At 73.6% G+C, this 13,839-nt stretch carries 14 protein-coding genes; 8 read left to right on the top strand and 6 right to left on the bottom strand.

Features of this window, described 5'->3' with window-relative positions; translation table 11 throughout:
* Positions 1-84: 84 nt before the first annotated feature.
* The gene (locus tag BKA22_RS10275; RefSeq protein ID WP_146953659.1) at positions 85-624 is read right to left on the bottom strand and encodes a GNAT family N-acetyltransferase; all 540 of its coding nucleotides are present in this window, start codon (positions 622-624) and stop codon (positions 85-87) included.
* Entirely contained in the window at positions 621-1,025 is a 405-nt protein-coding gene (locus tag BKA22_RS10270; RefSeq protein WP_146953662.1) for an ArsR/SmtB family transcription factor, read from the bottom strand. Before BKA22_RS10270 ends, BKA22_RS10275 begins: the two co-directional genes overlap by 4 nt.
* A gap of 114 nt (positions 1,026-1,139) precedes the next feature.
* Here BKA22_RS10270 and arsM point away from each other — a divergent pair, with 114 nt between their 5' ends.
* Entirely contained in the window at positions 1,140-1,952 is an 813-nt protein-coding gene (gene arsM / locus BKA22_RS10265; protein WP_146953664.1) for an arsenite methyltransferase, read from the top strand.
* Between the two features lie 46 nt (positions 1,953-1,998).
* On the opposite strand, the gene BKA22_RS10260 is transcribed toward arsM, so the two are convergent.
* On the bottom strand, positions 1,999-2,751 hold the full coding sequence (locus BKA22_RS10260) for an SDR family NAD(P)-dependent oxidoreductase (protein ID WP_146953666.1): 753 nt from the start codon (positions 2,749-2,751) through the stop codon (positions 1,999-2,001).
* 221 nt (positions 2,752-2,972) lie between these two features.
* Between BKA22_RS10260 and recQ the strand changes: the two genes are divergently transcribed.
* Positions 2,973-5,033: a DNA helicase RecQ gene (gene recQ / locus BKA22_RS10255; RefSeq protein ID WP_371863662.1), complete on the top strand. Its 2,061-nt coding sequence runs from the start codon at positions 2,973-2,975 to the stop codon at positions 5,031-5,033.
* A gap of 69 nt (positions 5,034-5,102) precedes the next feature.
* Here the strand turns inward: recQ and BKA22_RS10250 are convergent, their stop codons facing one another.
* Both BKA22_RS10250 and BKA22_RS10245 read right to left on the bottom strand, forming a co-directional pair.
* Positions 5,103-5,921: an alpha/beta fold hydrolase gene (locus tag BKA22_RS10250; protein ID WP_146953668.1), complete on the bottom strand. Its 819-nt coding sequence runs from the start codon at positions 5,919-5,921 to the stop codon at positions 5,103-5,105.
* 4 nt (positions 5,922-5,925) lie between these two features.
* Complete coding sequence (locus BKA22_RS10245; RefSeq protein ID WP_146953670.1) at positions 5,926-6,963, bottom strand: aldo/keto reductase; 1,038 nt, start codon at positions 6,961-6,963, stop codon at positions 5,926-5,928.
* Between the two features lie 147 nt (positions 6,964-7,110).
* Here BKA22_RS10245 and BKA22_RS10240 point away from each other — a divergent pair, with 147 nt between their 5' ends.
* A complete protein-coding gene (locus tag BKA22_RS10240) occupies positions 7,111-7,686 on the top strand; it encodes a DUF6318 family protein (RefSeq protein WP_146953672.1) in 576 nt (191 codons plus the stop codon).
* The gene (locus BKA22_RS10235; RefSeq protein WP_146953674.1) at positions 7,679-8,578 is read left to right on the top strand and encodes a PKD domain-containing protein; all 900 of its coding nucleotides are present in this window, start codon (positions 7,679-7,681) and stop codon (positions 8,576-8,578) included. Before BKA22_RS10240 ends, BKA22_RS10235 begins: the two co-directional genes overlap by 8 nt.
* Before the next feature lie 51 nt (positions 8,579-8,629).
* Here BKA22_RS10235 and BKA22_RS10230 read toward each other — a convergent pair whose 3' ends face one another.
* The gene (locus BKA22_RS10230; RefSeq protein WP_146953676.1) at positions 8,630-9,157 is read right to left on the bottom strand and encodes a 2'-5' RNA ligase family protein; all 528 of its coding nucleotides are present in this window, start codon (positions 9,155-9,157) and stop codon (positions 8,630-8,632) included.
* A 146-nt stretch (positions 9,158-9,303) separates the two neighbouring features.
* Here BKA22_RS10230 and BKA22_RS10225 point away from each other — a divergent pair, with 146 nt between their 5' ends.
* From BKA22_RS10225 to arfA, 4 genes are all read left to right on the top strand, one after another.
* Positions 9,304-9,768, top strand: coding sequence for a tRNA (cytidine(34)-2'-O)-methyltransferase (locus tag BKA22_RS10225; protein ID WP_146953677.1), 465 nt, complete (start codon positions 9,304-9,306; stop codon positions 9,766-9,768).
* A 107-nt stretch (positions 9,769-9,875) separates the two neighbouring features.
* Positions 9,876-10,118, top strand: a complete 243-nt coding sequence (locus tag BKA22_RS10220) for a hypothetical protein (RefSeq protein WP_146953713.1) — start codon at positions 9,876-9,878, stop codon at positions 10,116-10,118.
* 41 nt (positions 10,119-10,159) lie between these two features.
* Complete coding sequence (locus tag BKA22_RS10215) at positions 10,160-11,995, top strand: gamma-glutamyltransferase family protein (protein ID WP_179561893.1); 1,836 nt, start codon at positions 10,160-10,162, stop codon at positions 11,993-11,995.
* Between the two features lie 136 nt (positions 11,996-12,131).
* Positions 12,132-13,664, top strand: coding sequence for an arabinosylfuranosidase ArfA (gene arfA / locus BKA22_RS10210; protein ID WP_146953715.1), 1,533 nt, complete (start codon positions 12,132-12,134; stop codon positions 13,662-13,664).
* Positions 13,665-13,839: the final 175 nt, after the last annotated feature.

Below are 13,839 nucleotides of genomic sequence, written 5' to 3'. Positions count from 1 at the left end.
GGACCTGCAGCACGGCTTGCAGCACTGACGGCGAAGGCCTCGGGGAGGGCGTCTCCCCGAGGCCTTCGCCGTCCCTGGGACCGGTCAGACGCCGACGACCGTGCTGCGGCGCTCCAGCAGGACGACGTCGCGCCACTGCCCGGTACGCGGACCGTGGCCCATGAGCCCCAGGCCGCGCCGCACACCGACCTCGGCGAACCCGACCGAGCGGTGCAGCGCGAGGCTGGCCGCGTTCTCGGTGAAGATGCCCGCCTGGATCGTCCAGACACCGCCGGCTTCCGTCGAGGCGACGAAGGCGTCGAGCAGCGCCCGGCCGACCCCGCGACCGCGCGCGGCCGCGGCGACGTAGACCGACACCTCGACGACCCCGGCGTAGACGCAGCGCCCGGAGACGGGACTCGCGGCGACCCAGCCGAGGACCGTCCCGGCCCCGTCGTCCAGGGCGACGAACCGGTGCTCGGCGAGGTGGCCGGCGTCCCAGTCCGCCCACGGCGCGGGCGCCTGCTCGAACGTGGCGTCGCCGGTGGCGATGCCCTCGGCCTGCACGGCCCGGACCTGCTCGCCGTGCTCGGCGAGCATCGGGCGCACGACGATCGTGGCCGGCGCGCCGGTGGGTGCGCTCATGCCCGTCCCATCCGGAACACGTCCGCGAGGGCGTCCATGCAGCGGGGGACGACCGTGTAGTAAGCCCAGACGCCGCGCTTCTCGCGGGTGACGAGCCCGGCCTCCATGAGCACCTTGAGGTGGTGCGAGACGGTCGGCTGGCTGAGCTCGACGGCGTCGACGAGGTCGCAGACGCAGGCCTCCCCGCCCTCCTCGGCGCACATGAGCGAGATGAGCCGGAGCCGGGTCGGCTCGGCGACGGCCTTGAGCACGCGGGCCAGGACGACGGCGTCGTCGTGCTCGAGGGCGGCGCGGGCGAGCGGCGCGCAGCACAGCCCGTCGGGGGCGTCCTGCGTGGCGGCGGAGACGTCTGTCAGCGGCAGCGCGACGGCCGGGGACACGGCCAGGGTGGTCGGACTCATGGGGACACGCTAACCCCGGAGATAGATCCGTGTCGATATTGACACTCGTCGATCCGAAGGCCACGATGGCATGCATCGATGCCTGTCGATACGAGATGCGACCAGGAGGACCCCATGAGCACGCTGGACCAGCCCGACGCCGTGCGCACCGCCGTCCGCGAGCACTACGGCGCCGCCGCCCGGGAGGTGCTGAGCACGAGCGCCACCGCCACCTGCTGCGCGCCCACCGACGCGACCGCGCAGGCCACCGCCGACGACGCCTGCTGCGGCCCGGACACGACCGCCGTCTACGACACCCGCTTCGGCGCCGCGCTCTACGAGGCCGACGCCACCGGCATTCTGCCCCGCGAGGCCGTGCTCGCCTCGCTCGGCTGCGGCAACCCGACCGCCGTCGCCGCGCTCCACCCGGGCGAACGCGTGCTCGACCTGGGGTCCGGCGGCGGCATCGACGTGCTGCTGTCCGCCCGCCGGGTCGGCCCCACCGGGCACGCCATCGGCGTCGACATGACCCCGGAGATGCTCGAGCTCGCCCGCGCCAACGCCGCACGGGCAGGCCTGGAGAACGTCGAGTTCCGCGCCGGCACCATCGAGGACCTGCCGGTCGAGGACGCGAGCGTCGACGTCGTCATCTCCAACTGCGTCGTCAACCTCTCCCCCGACAAGCCCGCCGTGCTCGGCGAGGCGTTCCGCGTGCTGGCCCCCGGCGGACGGCTCGGGATCAGCGACATCGTCGCCGAGGACCGGCTCAGCCCTGCCGACCGCGCCGCCCGCGGCGACCACGTGGGATGCATCGCCGGGGCGCTCAGCCGCACCGAGTACCTCGAGCTGCTCACGGCCGCCGGGTTCGCCGACGCCGAGGTGGAGTTCACGCACGAGGTCGCCGACGGCCTGCACGGCGCGATCGTGCGGGCGCACAAGACCCGCTGACCCGCAGACCTGCGCGACGGCCGGACGGCAGCGCGACGGCGGTGCGTCAGCGGAAGCCCGCACCGCCGTTCACGTCGAGCACCGTGCCCGTCACGAAGGACGCGGCCTCGGACGCCAGGAACACCACGGCCGCAGCCACGTCCGCCCCCGCGCCGGCGCGGGCCAGCGGCGTCGCGTCCACCGCGGCCCGCTGCGAGGGCTCCGGCGTGTGCCGGGCGTGGAACCCCGTACCGCCGACGAACCCCGGCGCCACCGTGTTGACCGTGATGCGCCGGGGTGCCAGCTCGCGGGCCAGGGCCCGGCCGAACCCCTCGAGCCCTGCCTTTGCCGCGGTGTACGCCACCATGCCCGTGCCCCCGCCGTTCGCGGCGGCGTGCGCACCGATGCTGATGATCCGGCCACCGTCCGGCATGAACGGGAGCACCGCGCGGGTCGCGTAGAAGGCCGACGACAGGTTGACGTCGATGACGTCGTGCCAGTGCGCGTCGTCGCAGTCCTGCACCGCCTTGCGCGCGACGATGCCGCCGACGTTGTTCACCAGGACGTCCACGCCGCCGAAGACCTCGGCCGTACCGCGTGCGGCCTTCTCGAGCTCCCACGACAGACGCGCGTCGATGCGCACGGCGATCGCGTGCCGACCCCGGGCGTCGACCTCCTGGATGACCGGCTCGGGGTCGTGCTCCAGGTACGTGAAGGCCACGTCCGCGCCGGCGTCCGCGAGCGCGAGCACGACCGACCGACCGATCCCCGTCGCACCTCCGGTCACGAGCACGGACCGCCCCGTCAGAGCCCCGTCCACCGCACCAAACCTCCTCGTCGAGCCGCGCGCACGCGGTCCGTGACATGCCCCGGGACAGAGGTGTCCGTTGTGTCCGTTTCCAGGGTCGTGAGCGCACGGTAGACGACCGCGCCGACCGGGGTCCACACCCTGGGCCGGACGGGTGACATCGGGGGCGTTCCCGGGCCCGGACGGGTGAGGCTGTGCACGAGCGCCGCCGCGTCGGCGACGGCACGTAGGGTGTGCGCGTGAGCGACGGGTGGGACGACGGCTGGCCTCTGGACGACGAACCTCCGTTCGACCCCGAGTACGACGCCGCACCCCCTGACGCGGCCGATCTGGCCTGGGTCGCGACGACCTCGACGGACGTCCGCGCACGGACGGCGACGCGACCCGCACCGTCCGGACCGCGGGCCGCATCGGAGGCCTACGCCGGGCGCACGACGCTCGACGTGCTGCAGGAGGTCTGGGGCTACGACGCGTTCCGCGGCGAGCAGGCCGAGATCATCGACACGGTCGTCGCGGGCGGCGACGCCCTCGTCCTGATGCCGACCGGTGGCGGCAAGTCGCTGTGCTACCAGGTGCCCTCGCTGGTCCGGCCCGGCACGGGCGTGGTCGTCTCCCCGCTCATCGCCCTCATGCAGGACCAGGTCGACGCGCTCTCGGCTCTCGGCGTGCGCGCCGGGTTCCTCAACTCCACGCAGGAGCGTGCCGACCGGAACCGCGTCGAGCAGGCGTTCCTCGCCGGCGAGCTCGATCTGCTGTACCTGGCGCCCGAGCGGCTGCGCGTCCCGGAGACCCTCGAGCTGCTGGACCGCGGCACGGTCGCGCTGTTCGCGATCGACGAGGCCCACTGCGTGTCCCAGTGGGGGCACGACTTCCGCCCCGACTACCTCGCCCTCTCGCTGCTGCACGAGCGCTGGCCGGACGTGCCGCGGATCGCCCTGACCGCGACCGCGACCGAGGTCACCCACGCCGAGATCGCCACCCGCCTGCAGCTCGGCGAGGCACGGCACTTCGTCGCGAGCTTCGACCGGCCGAACATCCGGTACCGGATCGTGCCGAAGGACAACCCGCGCGCGCAGCTGCTGCACCTGCTGCGCACCGAGCACGACGGCGACGCCGGCATCGTCTACTGCCTCTCGCGCGCCTCCGTCGAGCAGACCGCGCAGTACCTGGTCGACCAGGGCATCCCCGCGCTGCCGTACCACGCAGGCCTCGACCGGCGGGTGCGCGCGGCGAACCAGTCCCGGTTCCTGCGCGAGGACGGGATCGTCATGGTCGCGACCATCGCGTTCGGCATGGGCATCGACAAGCCCGACGTGCGGTTCGTCGCCCACCTCGACCTGCCCAAGTCCGTCGAGGGGTACTACCAGGAGACCGGTCGCGCCGGACGTGACGGCCTGCCGTCGACCGCCTGGCTCGCCTACGGGCTCGCGGACGTGGTGCAGCAGCGGCGGATGATCGACACCTCCGAGGGCGACGTCGCGCACCGGCGCCGGCTCACCGCGCACCTGGACGCGATGCTCGCGCTGTGCGAGACGGTCTCGTGCCGCCGGGTGCAGCTGCTCACCTACTTCGGCCAGGCGGGCAGCGAGGCGTGCGGCAACTGCGACACGTGCCTGAACCCGCCGCAGACCTGGGACGGCACGGTCCCGGCGCAGAAGCTGCTCTCGACGGTCGTGCGGCTCGACCAGCGCGGGCAGCGCTACGGCGTCGGGCACCTGGTCGACATCCTGCGCGGCAAGACCACCCCGCGGGTCACCCAGCTCGGGCACGGCGAGCTGTCGACGTTCGGTGTCGGCGCGGACCTGTCGGACGGCGAGTGGCGCGGCGTGGTCCGTCAGCTGCTCGCGCAGGAGCTGCTGGCCGTCGACACCGACGGCTACGGCACGCTGCGGCTGAGCCCCGGCTCGGGCGAGGTGCTGCGAGGCGAACGGTCCGTCCCGCTGCGCCGGGAGACTGCGAGCGCGAGCGGGAAGGCCAAGGCCGAGCGGGGCAGCCGCTCGGGGTCACGGTCCGCGGCGGCCGCCGACCTGTCCGGCCCGGACGCCGAGCTGTTCGAGCGGCTGCGCGCCTGGCGTGCCGCGACCGCGCGCGAGCAGGGGGTTCCCGCGTATGTCGTGTTCCACGACGCGACGTTGCGTGCCGTCGTCGAGAGCCGGCCGTCGAGCCTGGCCGACCTCGGATCGATCAGCGGCGTCGGGGCGACCAAGCTCGAGCGTTACGGCGCAGGCCTGCTCGCCGCGCTGGAGGGCACGGACGCCGAGCCGCTGCTCGACGAGGTCGTCGAACCCGCCTGACGCCGGACGCCCGCGGCGGCGGCCGCGCGGGGCCCGTTGCGAGGCCCCGCGCGCCGACCAGCACGGACGTCAGAGCGCGGCGGCGTCCGCCCGGGCGATCGCGTCGTCGAGCACCCGGAGGAACCCGGGCCGGTCGTCGCGGTGGATGTTGTGCCCCGTCGCCGCGAGCGCCACGTGCGTGAGCAGCCCGCCCTCGTCCTCGCCGCTGCGACCGAGCGCCGCCCCTGCGGCGGCGGCCATCGCCTCGTCGACGATCGCACCGGCCGCCGTGTCCCCCGTGACGAGCGTGACCGGGATCCGGGCGTCGACCAGCCCGGCGAGCGCCTTCGGCCACTCGCGCTCGCCCCAGTGGTGCGGGACGCGCGTGATCTCCAGGTCGAGAGCCTTCTTCGAGGCGGCCCACGGCTCGTGCTCGTCGTCGGGCCAGCCCGGGTTCTGCGACCGCGACCACTGCTCGAGACCGGCCTGCGGTGCCCGCTCGAACGATCCGGCGAACTCGCGCAGCCAGGCGGGGGCGGCGCCTCCGTCGGCGGGGTCGTCGCCCACCCACGCCGGGTCGACGAGCACGAGCGCGGCCACCAGCTCGGGTGCGAGCAGGGCGAGCTCCTCGGCGGTCACCCCGCCCATCGAGTGCCCGACGACGACCGCGGGACGGTCGAGCGAGGCGGCGATCGTGGCTGCGGCATCGGTGGCGAGCGCGCTGATCGTCAGACTCGTGCGTCCCTCGCCCGTGCGCCCGCCGTGCCAGAGCGCGGACGGCGTCAGCACCTGACGCCCGTCGCCCGCGGCGCGCAGGTGCGCGACGACGCCGGGCCAGCAGTGCCCGTCGTCGGTGATGCCGTGCAGCAGGACGACGGGCACGGGCCGGGAGGTCGACAACTCCGTCACGGCGTCAGCGACCCGTGCCGTCGACGGCGAACGGCTCGATCGCCGCGATCTCCTCGTCGGTCAGCGGCGGCGCCGACAACGCCGCGACGTTGTCCTCGAGCTGCGCGACCGAGCTGGCGCCGATGAGCGCCGACGTGATGCGCTCGTCACGCAGCACCCACGACAACGCCAGCTGCGCGAGCGTCTGCCCGCGCCCCTCGGCGATCGCGTTCAGCCCGCGCGCCCGCTCCAGGTACGTCTCGGACAACGCGGCCGGCTTGAGGAAGTGCCCCACCGACGCGCGCGAACCCGCCGGGACCTCGCCCGACAGGTAGCGGCCGGTCAGCAGGCCCTGGGCCAGCGGGGAGAACACGATCGTGCCGATGCCCAGGTCGCCGACCACGTCGATCAGGCGCTCGGTCTGGCCCTTGGCGACGTTCTCCACGTGCCGGTTGAACATCGAGTACGACGGCTGGTGGATCAGCAACGGCGTGCCCAGGTCAGCCAGCACCTGGTGCGCGCGCCGCGTCTGCTCCGGGGTGTAGTTCGAGATGCCCGCGTACAGCGCCTTGCCGCTGGTCACGGCGGTGTGCAGCGCACCCATCGTCTCCTCGATCGGCACCGACGGGTCCGGTCGGTGCGAGTAGAAGATGTCGAAGTACTCCAGCCCCGTGCGCGCCAGCGACTGGTCGAGCGAGGCCAGCAGGTACTTGCGCGACCCGCCGTCCCCGTACGGACCCGACCACATGTCGTAGCCGGCCTTCGAGGAGATGACGAGCTCGTCGCGGTACGGGCGGAAGTCCTTGGCCAGGTGCCGGCCGAAGTTCTCCTCCGCCGACCCGTACGGCGGGCCGTAGTTGTTCGCCAGGTCCATGTGCGTGATGCCCAGGTCGAACGCCCGGCGCAGCACCGACCGCTGCCGGTCGAACGGGGTCGTGTCCCCGAAGTTGTGCCAGAGCCCCAGCGACAACGCCGGCAGGTCCAGCCCGCTGCGCCCCGTGCGGCGGTAGGTCATCGTGTCGTAGCGCGCGTCGTCGGCGCGGTACAGCGGCTCGGTCGGCATCAGTGGCGTCCTCTCGTGGCTGCAGTGCACGACAACGCTAGTCGGTCGCCGGACCGCGGCCCGCACACGGAAGACCCGCCCGATCCGCCGTCCACAGATCGGTCCGATCCGTGCCGCCTGGTGGGCGGTTTCGGTAGGTTCGCCGGCATGACGGCACCCACCCGGTCGCGCCTGCCCGCCCTCCTGACGGTCGCAGCGGTGACGGCCGGGCTGCTGGGCGGGTGCACCGGCGGGTCATCCGCACCCGACCCGACGACCGAGGTCACCAGCACGGCCGGGTCTTCCCCGTCCGCAAGCCCCACACCGACCGTCGTCGCCGAGGCACCCCGGTGGACCGACGCGATGGACCAGGTCAGCCTCGACGGGGCACTCGCGGTCGGGCAGTACTTCCTCGAGCTCTTCCCGTACGTGCACTCGACCGGGGATACGACGACGTGGCGCACGCTGAGCCATCCGGACTGCCTCTTCTGCGCCGACGTGGCAGACGACGCCGAGCACCCGCCCGAGGGGGGTTTCGACGATGCGAGCGTCGAGATCGAACCACTTGACGGCGTCGAGCTGCAGCCGGGCAGCTCCTACTCGCTGACCTACACGATGCGCTTCGTCTCCGAGTCAGACCCGACGGGCGAGGTCGACGCAGTGACGATGATCGTCATCCGCGAAGACGACCGTTGGCTCGTTCGTGGTGTCGATGTCGTTCCCGCCGACGACACCGATGCGTGACCCCATGCGCCTCGTCTTCGCCATCCTGCTCGGCGCGGTGTTGCTGATGCTCGACGCGACCACCGGGTTCGCATCCGACGACAGCGGCGCGTACTCCGCACGCGGATACGCGCATGACGACGTCGTCACCATGCAGAACGGTCAGGTGCGCCGCGACGAGCTGGCGGCGGCAGCGAACCCGGCCGCGTCGCCCTGGGAGTACGCCCGCATCGCCCACTGCGGGATGGAGACCTGGATCGTCCCCGACGACCAGACGCTGACCACCTGCATGGGCACACCGATCGCGTGCGAGAACGACGCCACCCCCTACGCACCCCTCTACCGACGCCCCACCGGATCCACCGACGACAGCACCTGGGAACGCATCGGCGACTGGACCTGCCCCGAGGTCACCGTCCCCGCCTTCACCGCCCAGGACCTGCGCAACCTGCTCATCGTCTCCGGCACCGCCGGCCTGCAGCCCGGCGACGGCGCCCTGCTGGTCAACCACCCCAACATCGTCTACACCGACGCGACCGACCAGGCCTTCACCACCACCCTGCTCGGATTCACCTTCGACGTCACCGTCACCGCCACCACGTTCACCTGGGACTTCGACGACGGGACCCCCACCCTGAGCACGACCGACCCCGGCACCGCCTACCGCACCAGCAGCGGCGACGACCTGGACGGGTACCTCACCCACACCTACACCCAGCCCGGCACCCACGCGATGACCCTCACCACCACCTGGGCCGGCCGTTACCGCGTCCAGGGCGACACCGACTGGCAGGACGTGCTGGGCACCGCCACGACCACGGCCAGCAGCCGCACCTTCGACGTCGTCGAACGACAGGCCGACCTCGTCGCCGACGACTGCGACGCCGACCCCACCGCACCCGGCTGCGGCTGAGTGCACCCGGGCGAACCGGCCGCAGCGCGGCCCTGGCTCCGGGGTCAGGGGTCAGCCGGCGAGCAGCTCGGGGCCGAGCGGGAACCGGACGAGGGTCCGCACCGAGGTCGGGGACCACCAGGTGAGGTCGACGACCTCCGCGCGGACCGGGATGGGCAGCCGCAGCTCGAGCTCGGCGCGTTCGCCCGGGGTGAGGTCGTGGCCGATCGACAGGTGCGGGACGACCTCGTCGAACGCGCCGCCGTACGGGAGCCAGGCCGGGAACGCCTCGGTGAGCCGTTCGGTCAGGTGCCGCAGCGGTTCGGCCGGGTCGGGCGCGAGGTAGACCGGACCGGAGGGGAACGAGCGGATCCCGGTCAGCTCGAACTCGAAGGAGGCCGCCGAGGCCAGCAGCCGGCTCAGGGCGGCGAGCAGCTCGGCGTCGACGTCACGATGGTGCACGAACGGTCCGAGCAGGGTGATGTGGGCGCAGACGGTGGCGGGGTCGGGCGCGGTGAGCGACGGCGTCTCGTCGAGCAGGTGCCGACGCACCAGCGGTTCGAGCGCCCGGACGGGCAGCTGGAGGACGGTGTGACCCACGCGCCCAGTGTCGCGCCCCGACCCGCCGACCGCGCGGCGCCCCGCCCGGGCGACCCGTGACCGCCCGTCCGGCCGCATGCACGGCCGACCGCACGCACGGCCGGTCCGTGAGCAGGTGCCCCGACCCGCGGGTGCGATCATCAGGTGTGCTGCACGTCGTCTTCTTCGAGCCCCGGATCCCGGGCAACACCGGCAACGCGATCCGCATGGTCTCGGGCACGGGAGCGACGCTGCACCTGGTGGAGCCGCTCGGGTTCGACATGTCCGAGGCGAAGCTGCGGCGGGCGGGCCTCGACTACCACGACCTCGCGCACGTGAGCAGGCACGCGTCGTTCGACGCGTTCCTCGCGACCGTCCCCGATGCCCGGGTGTGGGCCTTCACGACGCAGGCGGACGCCTGGCACACCGGGGTCGACTGGGTGGACGGCGACGTGCTGCTGTTCGGCCCGGAGCCGACGGGGCTCCCGGACGAGGTGCTGGCCCACCCGCGGGTCACGGGGCAGGTGCGGATCCCGATGCTGCCGGGCCGTCGCTCGATGAACCTGTCGAACGCGGCGGCGGTCGCGACGTACGAGGCGTGGCGCCAGCTGGGGTTCGTCGGCGGGGTCTGACGGCGGAGTCTGACGGCGGGGTCTGCCGGCGAGGCTGACGGCGAGGCTGACGGGACGATCGGCGAAACCGGTGCGGCGGGCGCACCCCGCCGCTAGCGTCGCGAGGTATGAGCGTCACCGCCCTGGTCCTGTTCACCTACCTGCTCGTCCCGCTGTTCGCCCTGCTGGTCCTGTACTGGGTGATCCGGCTCGCGGTGCGGCATGCGCTGGCCGACGCCGCGGACGCGACCACCGTTCCCACCGCCGCGCCGACCGCCGTGCCGACCGCGCGCACGTCGGCCGCACCCCGGCTCGACGGACTCGACGGGCTCGGCGAGGACGGACCCGGCCGGCTCCCGTCCGGCGACTGAGCGTGGTCGTCACCCGGCCGGAGCTGTCCGGCACGTTCGGCATGGTGGCCTCGACGCACTGGTTGGCCAGCGCGGCCGGGATGCGCGTCCTGGAGGCGGGCGGGAACGCGTTCGACGCGGCCGTCGCAGCGGGCTTCACGCTGACGGTCGTCGAGCCGCACCTGAACGGCCTGGGCGGGGACGCACCGATCCTCGGGTACGAGGCCGCGCAGGACCGGCCGTTCGTCGTCTGCGGGCAGGGCGTCGCGCCTGCGGAAGCGACGATCGAGCGGTACACGGACCTGGGGCTGACCGTCGTGCCGGGGACGGGGCACCTGGCGGCCGTGGTGCCCGGGGCGTTCGGCGCGTGGCTGGACCTGCTGGCCCGGTACGGGACGCTGCCGCTGGCCGACGTGCTGGGACCGGCGATCGGGTACGCGCGGGACGGGTTCCCGCTGGTGGGCGCCGCGACCCGGACGATCGCGGCGGTCGAGGAGCTGTTCACGGAGCACTGGCCGACGTCGGCCGCCGTCTACCTGCCGCACGGGCAGGTGCCCGAGGCCGGCGCCCGGTTCACGAACGCGGACCTGGCGACCACGTTCGCCCGGCTGCTGGCGGCCGCGGAGGCGGCAGGCCCGGCGCGCGAGGCCGGCATCGAGGCGGCGGGGCATGCGTTCTACGAGGGATTCGTGGCCGAGGCGGTCGACGCGTTCGTCGGCTCGACGCCGCTGATGGACTCCTCGGGCACGCCGCACACCGGGTTCCTGCGCGGTGCGGACCTGGCGGCGTGGCGGGCGACCGAGGAGCCGACGGTGGCCGCGCCGTTCGCCGGGCACGAGATCCACAAGACGGCCGCGTGGGGTCAGGGGCCGGTGCTGCTGCAGCAGCTGACGGTGCTCGACGCGCTGGGGGTCGACGAGCTCGTCCGCGCGGCCGTCCGCACCCCGACGGGGTCGCGGCCCTCGGTCGACGCGCTGGTCGAGCTGGTGCACACGGTGGTCGAGGTGGCCGACCTGGCGTTCGCCGACCGGGACGCCTGGTACGGCGACGTGCCCGACGTCCCGCTGACCACGCTCCTGTCCCCCGCGTACGCGACGCAGCGGGCGGCGCTCGTCGGGCCGACGGCCGCGGGCGGGCTGCGACCGGGTTCGCCCGACGGACGCACCCCCCGGTACGCGCAGGCGCTGCTGGAGGCGCGGGAGCGAGCCGAACGGGCGGGTACGGGGGCGTCGTCCGCCCGCGGGTCGGTCGGGCTGGGCGAGCCGACGGTGTCCCGGCTGGGCCTGTCGCCGGGCGACACGTGCCACGTGGACGTGGTCGACCGGTGGGGCAACCGGGTGTCGGCGACGCCGTCGGGTGGGTGGCTGCAGTCGAGCCCGGTGGTGCCCGGGCTGGGGCTGTCGCTGCCGACACGGGCGCAGATGTTCTGGCTGGAGGCGGGCCTGCCGAGCTCGTTGGTCCCCGGTCGGCGACCGCGGACGACGCTGAGCCCGGCGCTGGCGCTGCGCGTCGACGGGCCGATCACGGGCTCGTCCGGGAGGGCCGGGTTCGCGTTCGGCACGCCGGGCGGTGACCAGCAGGACCAGTGGACGGTCCCGTTCCTGCTGCGGCACCTGCTGGGCGGGCTGGACCTGCAGGCGGCGATCGACGCGCCGGCGTGGCACAGCGCGCACGTGCCGGGCTCGTTCGACCCGCGCACGCACACCCCGCGCGGTCTCGTCGCGGAGTCCCGGCTGGGCGAGGCGGTGCTGGCGGGTCTGCGCGAGCGTGGGCACGCGGTGGAGGACGCGGGGCCGTGGGCGCTGGGTCGCCTGAGCGCGGCCGGGGTGCGCGACGACGGGCTGCTGGTCGCGGCGGCCAACCCGCGCGGCCGTCAGGGGTATGCCGCCGGGCGCTGAGGGCCCGCCGGTCGGGCGCCCGACGCGCTGCAGGCGGCTTCGGGGATGCCCCTCGGGGCGGCGGTACAGTACCGTCTACAACGTTGTGCAAACCGCGGCGGCACACCGATGTCCGCCCCGCTCCAGGAGTGTCCCGATGACTCAGCGCGCCACCGTCCTGCTCCACCCCGACTTCCGTGTCGGGGCTGTCGACCGCCGCCTGTTCGGCTCGTTCGTCGAGCACCTCGGCCGCGCGGTCTACACCGGCATCTACGAGCCGGACCACACCACGGCCGACGAGCACGGCTTCCGTCGCGACGTCGCCGACCTCACGCACGAGCTCGGCGTGAGCATGGTCCGCTACCCGGGCGGCAACTTCGTCTCCAACTACAACTGGGAGGACGGCGTCGGCCCCGTCGAGGACCGCAAGCCGTTCATCGACCTCGCCTGGCGCACGATCGAGCCCAACACGATCGGCACCGACGAGTTCCTGCAGTGGGCCGAGCGCGAGGGCATCGAGCCGATGATGGCCGTGAACCTCGGCACCCGCGGTGTCGCGGCGGCCGCCGCGCTCGTCGAGTACGTCAACGGCGAGGCCGGCAGCAAGTGGGCCGACCTGCGCATCGCGAACGGCCGCGAGAAGCCCTACGGCGTGACGCTGTGGTGCCTGGGCAACGAGATGGACGGACCGTGGCAGATCGGCCACAAGGACGCCCACGAGTACGGCAAGCTCGCCGCCGAGGCCGGGAAGGCCATGAAGCTGGTCGACCCGAGCATCGAGCTCGTGGCCTGCGGCTCCTCGTCGATGTACATGGACACGTTCGGCGAGTGGGAGCAGACGGTCCTGTCGTACACCTACGACATCGTCGACCACATCTCCATGCACGCGTACTACGAGGAGCTCAACGGCGACCGCGCCTCGTTCCTCGGTTCCGCGACGGCGATGGACCGGTTCATCCGCCGCGTCGTCTCCTCGGCCGACGCGGTCGGGGCACGCAAGCGCTCGGACAAGGCGATCACCATCTCGTTCGACGAGTGGAACGTCTGGTACCTGGAGTCGCGGTTCCCGGGCGAGGCGAACCTGCCGCTGCAGAAGGACGCCCCGCGCATCATCGAGGACGTCTACTCGGGCCTCGACGCGGTCGTCGTCGGCGACCTGATGAACACGCTGCTCAACCACGCCGACCGCGTGCCGGTCGCGTGCCTCGCGCAGCTCGTCAACGTGATCGCGCCGATCATGACCGAGCCGGGCGGCGAGGCCTGGAAGCAGCCGACGTTCTTCCCGTTCGCCCAGGCCGCCCGCACCGCGCGCGGCACCGCGCTCGACCTGCGCGTCGACGCCCCGGTCTTCACGACCAAGCGTCACGGCGACGTGCCGACCGTCACCGCCGCCGCCACGTGGGACGAGACCGACGGGTCGCTGGCCCTGTTCCTCACCAACCGCACGGCCGAGCCGGTCGACGTGACGATCTCGCACCTCGGAGCCAGCATCGTGCTCACCGCCGGCCTCGAGGTGACCGCCGACAACGAGCCGGCCGTCGCCGGACCGGAGCACGCGGCGAAGATCGCCGAGAAGCACGTCCGCGTGATCGACGCCCCCGCGGTGCGGGTCGAGGCGGACGGCAGCACGGTCGTCACCCTGGCGCCCGAGTCGTGGACCGCGTTCGAGGGCACCGCCGCGCGCGCCTGACCGACGCCCCGCACCACCGAAGGCCGACGCCCCTCCCCTCGGGCGTCGGCCTTCGGCGTACCAACCCCACCGGATCGGCACGCGCCGGACCTGCACCGACGCCCGGCCGGGCGCCACGCCAGGAGGCGCAGGCGTCGGGGCGCGCCGAACGCGACGAGGTGCGAGGGTAGGCCCG

Source organism: Cellulomonas soli (assembly GCF_013409305.1).
Lineage (GTDB): Bacteria > Actinomycetota > Actinomycetes > Actinomycetales > Cellulomonadaceae > Cellulomonas > Cellulomonas soli.
This window is presented reverse-complemented; position numbering and strand designations above follow the sequence as displayed.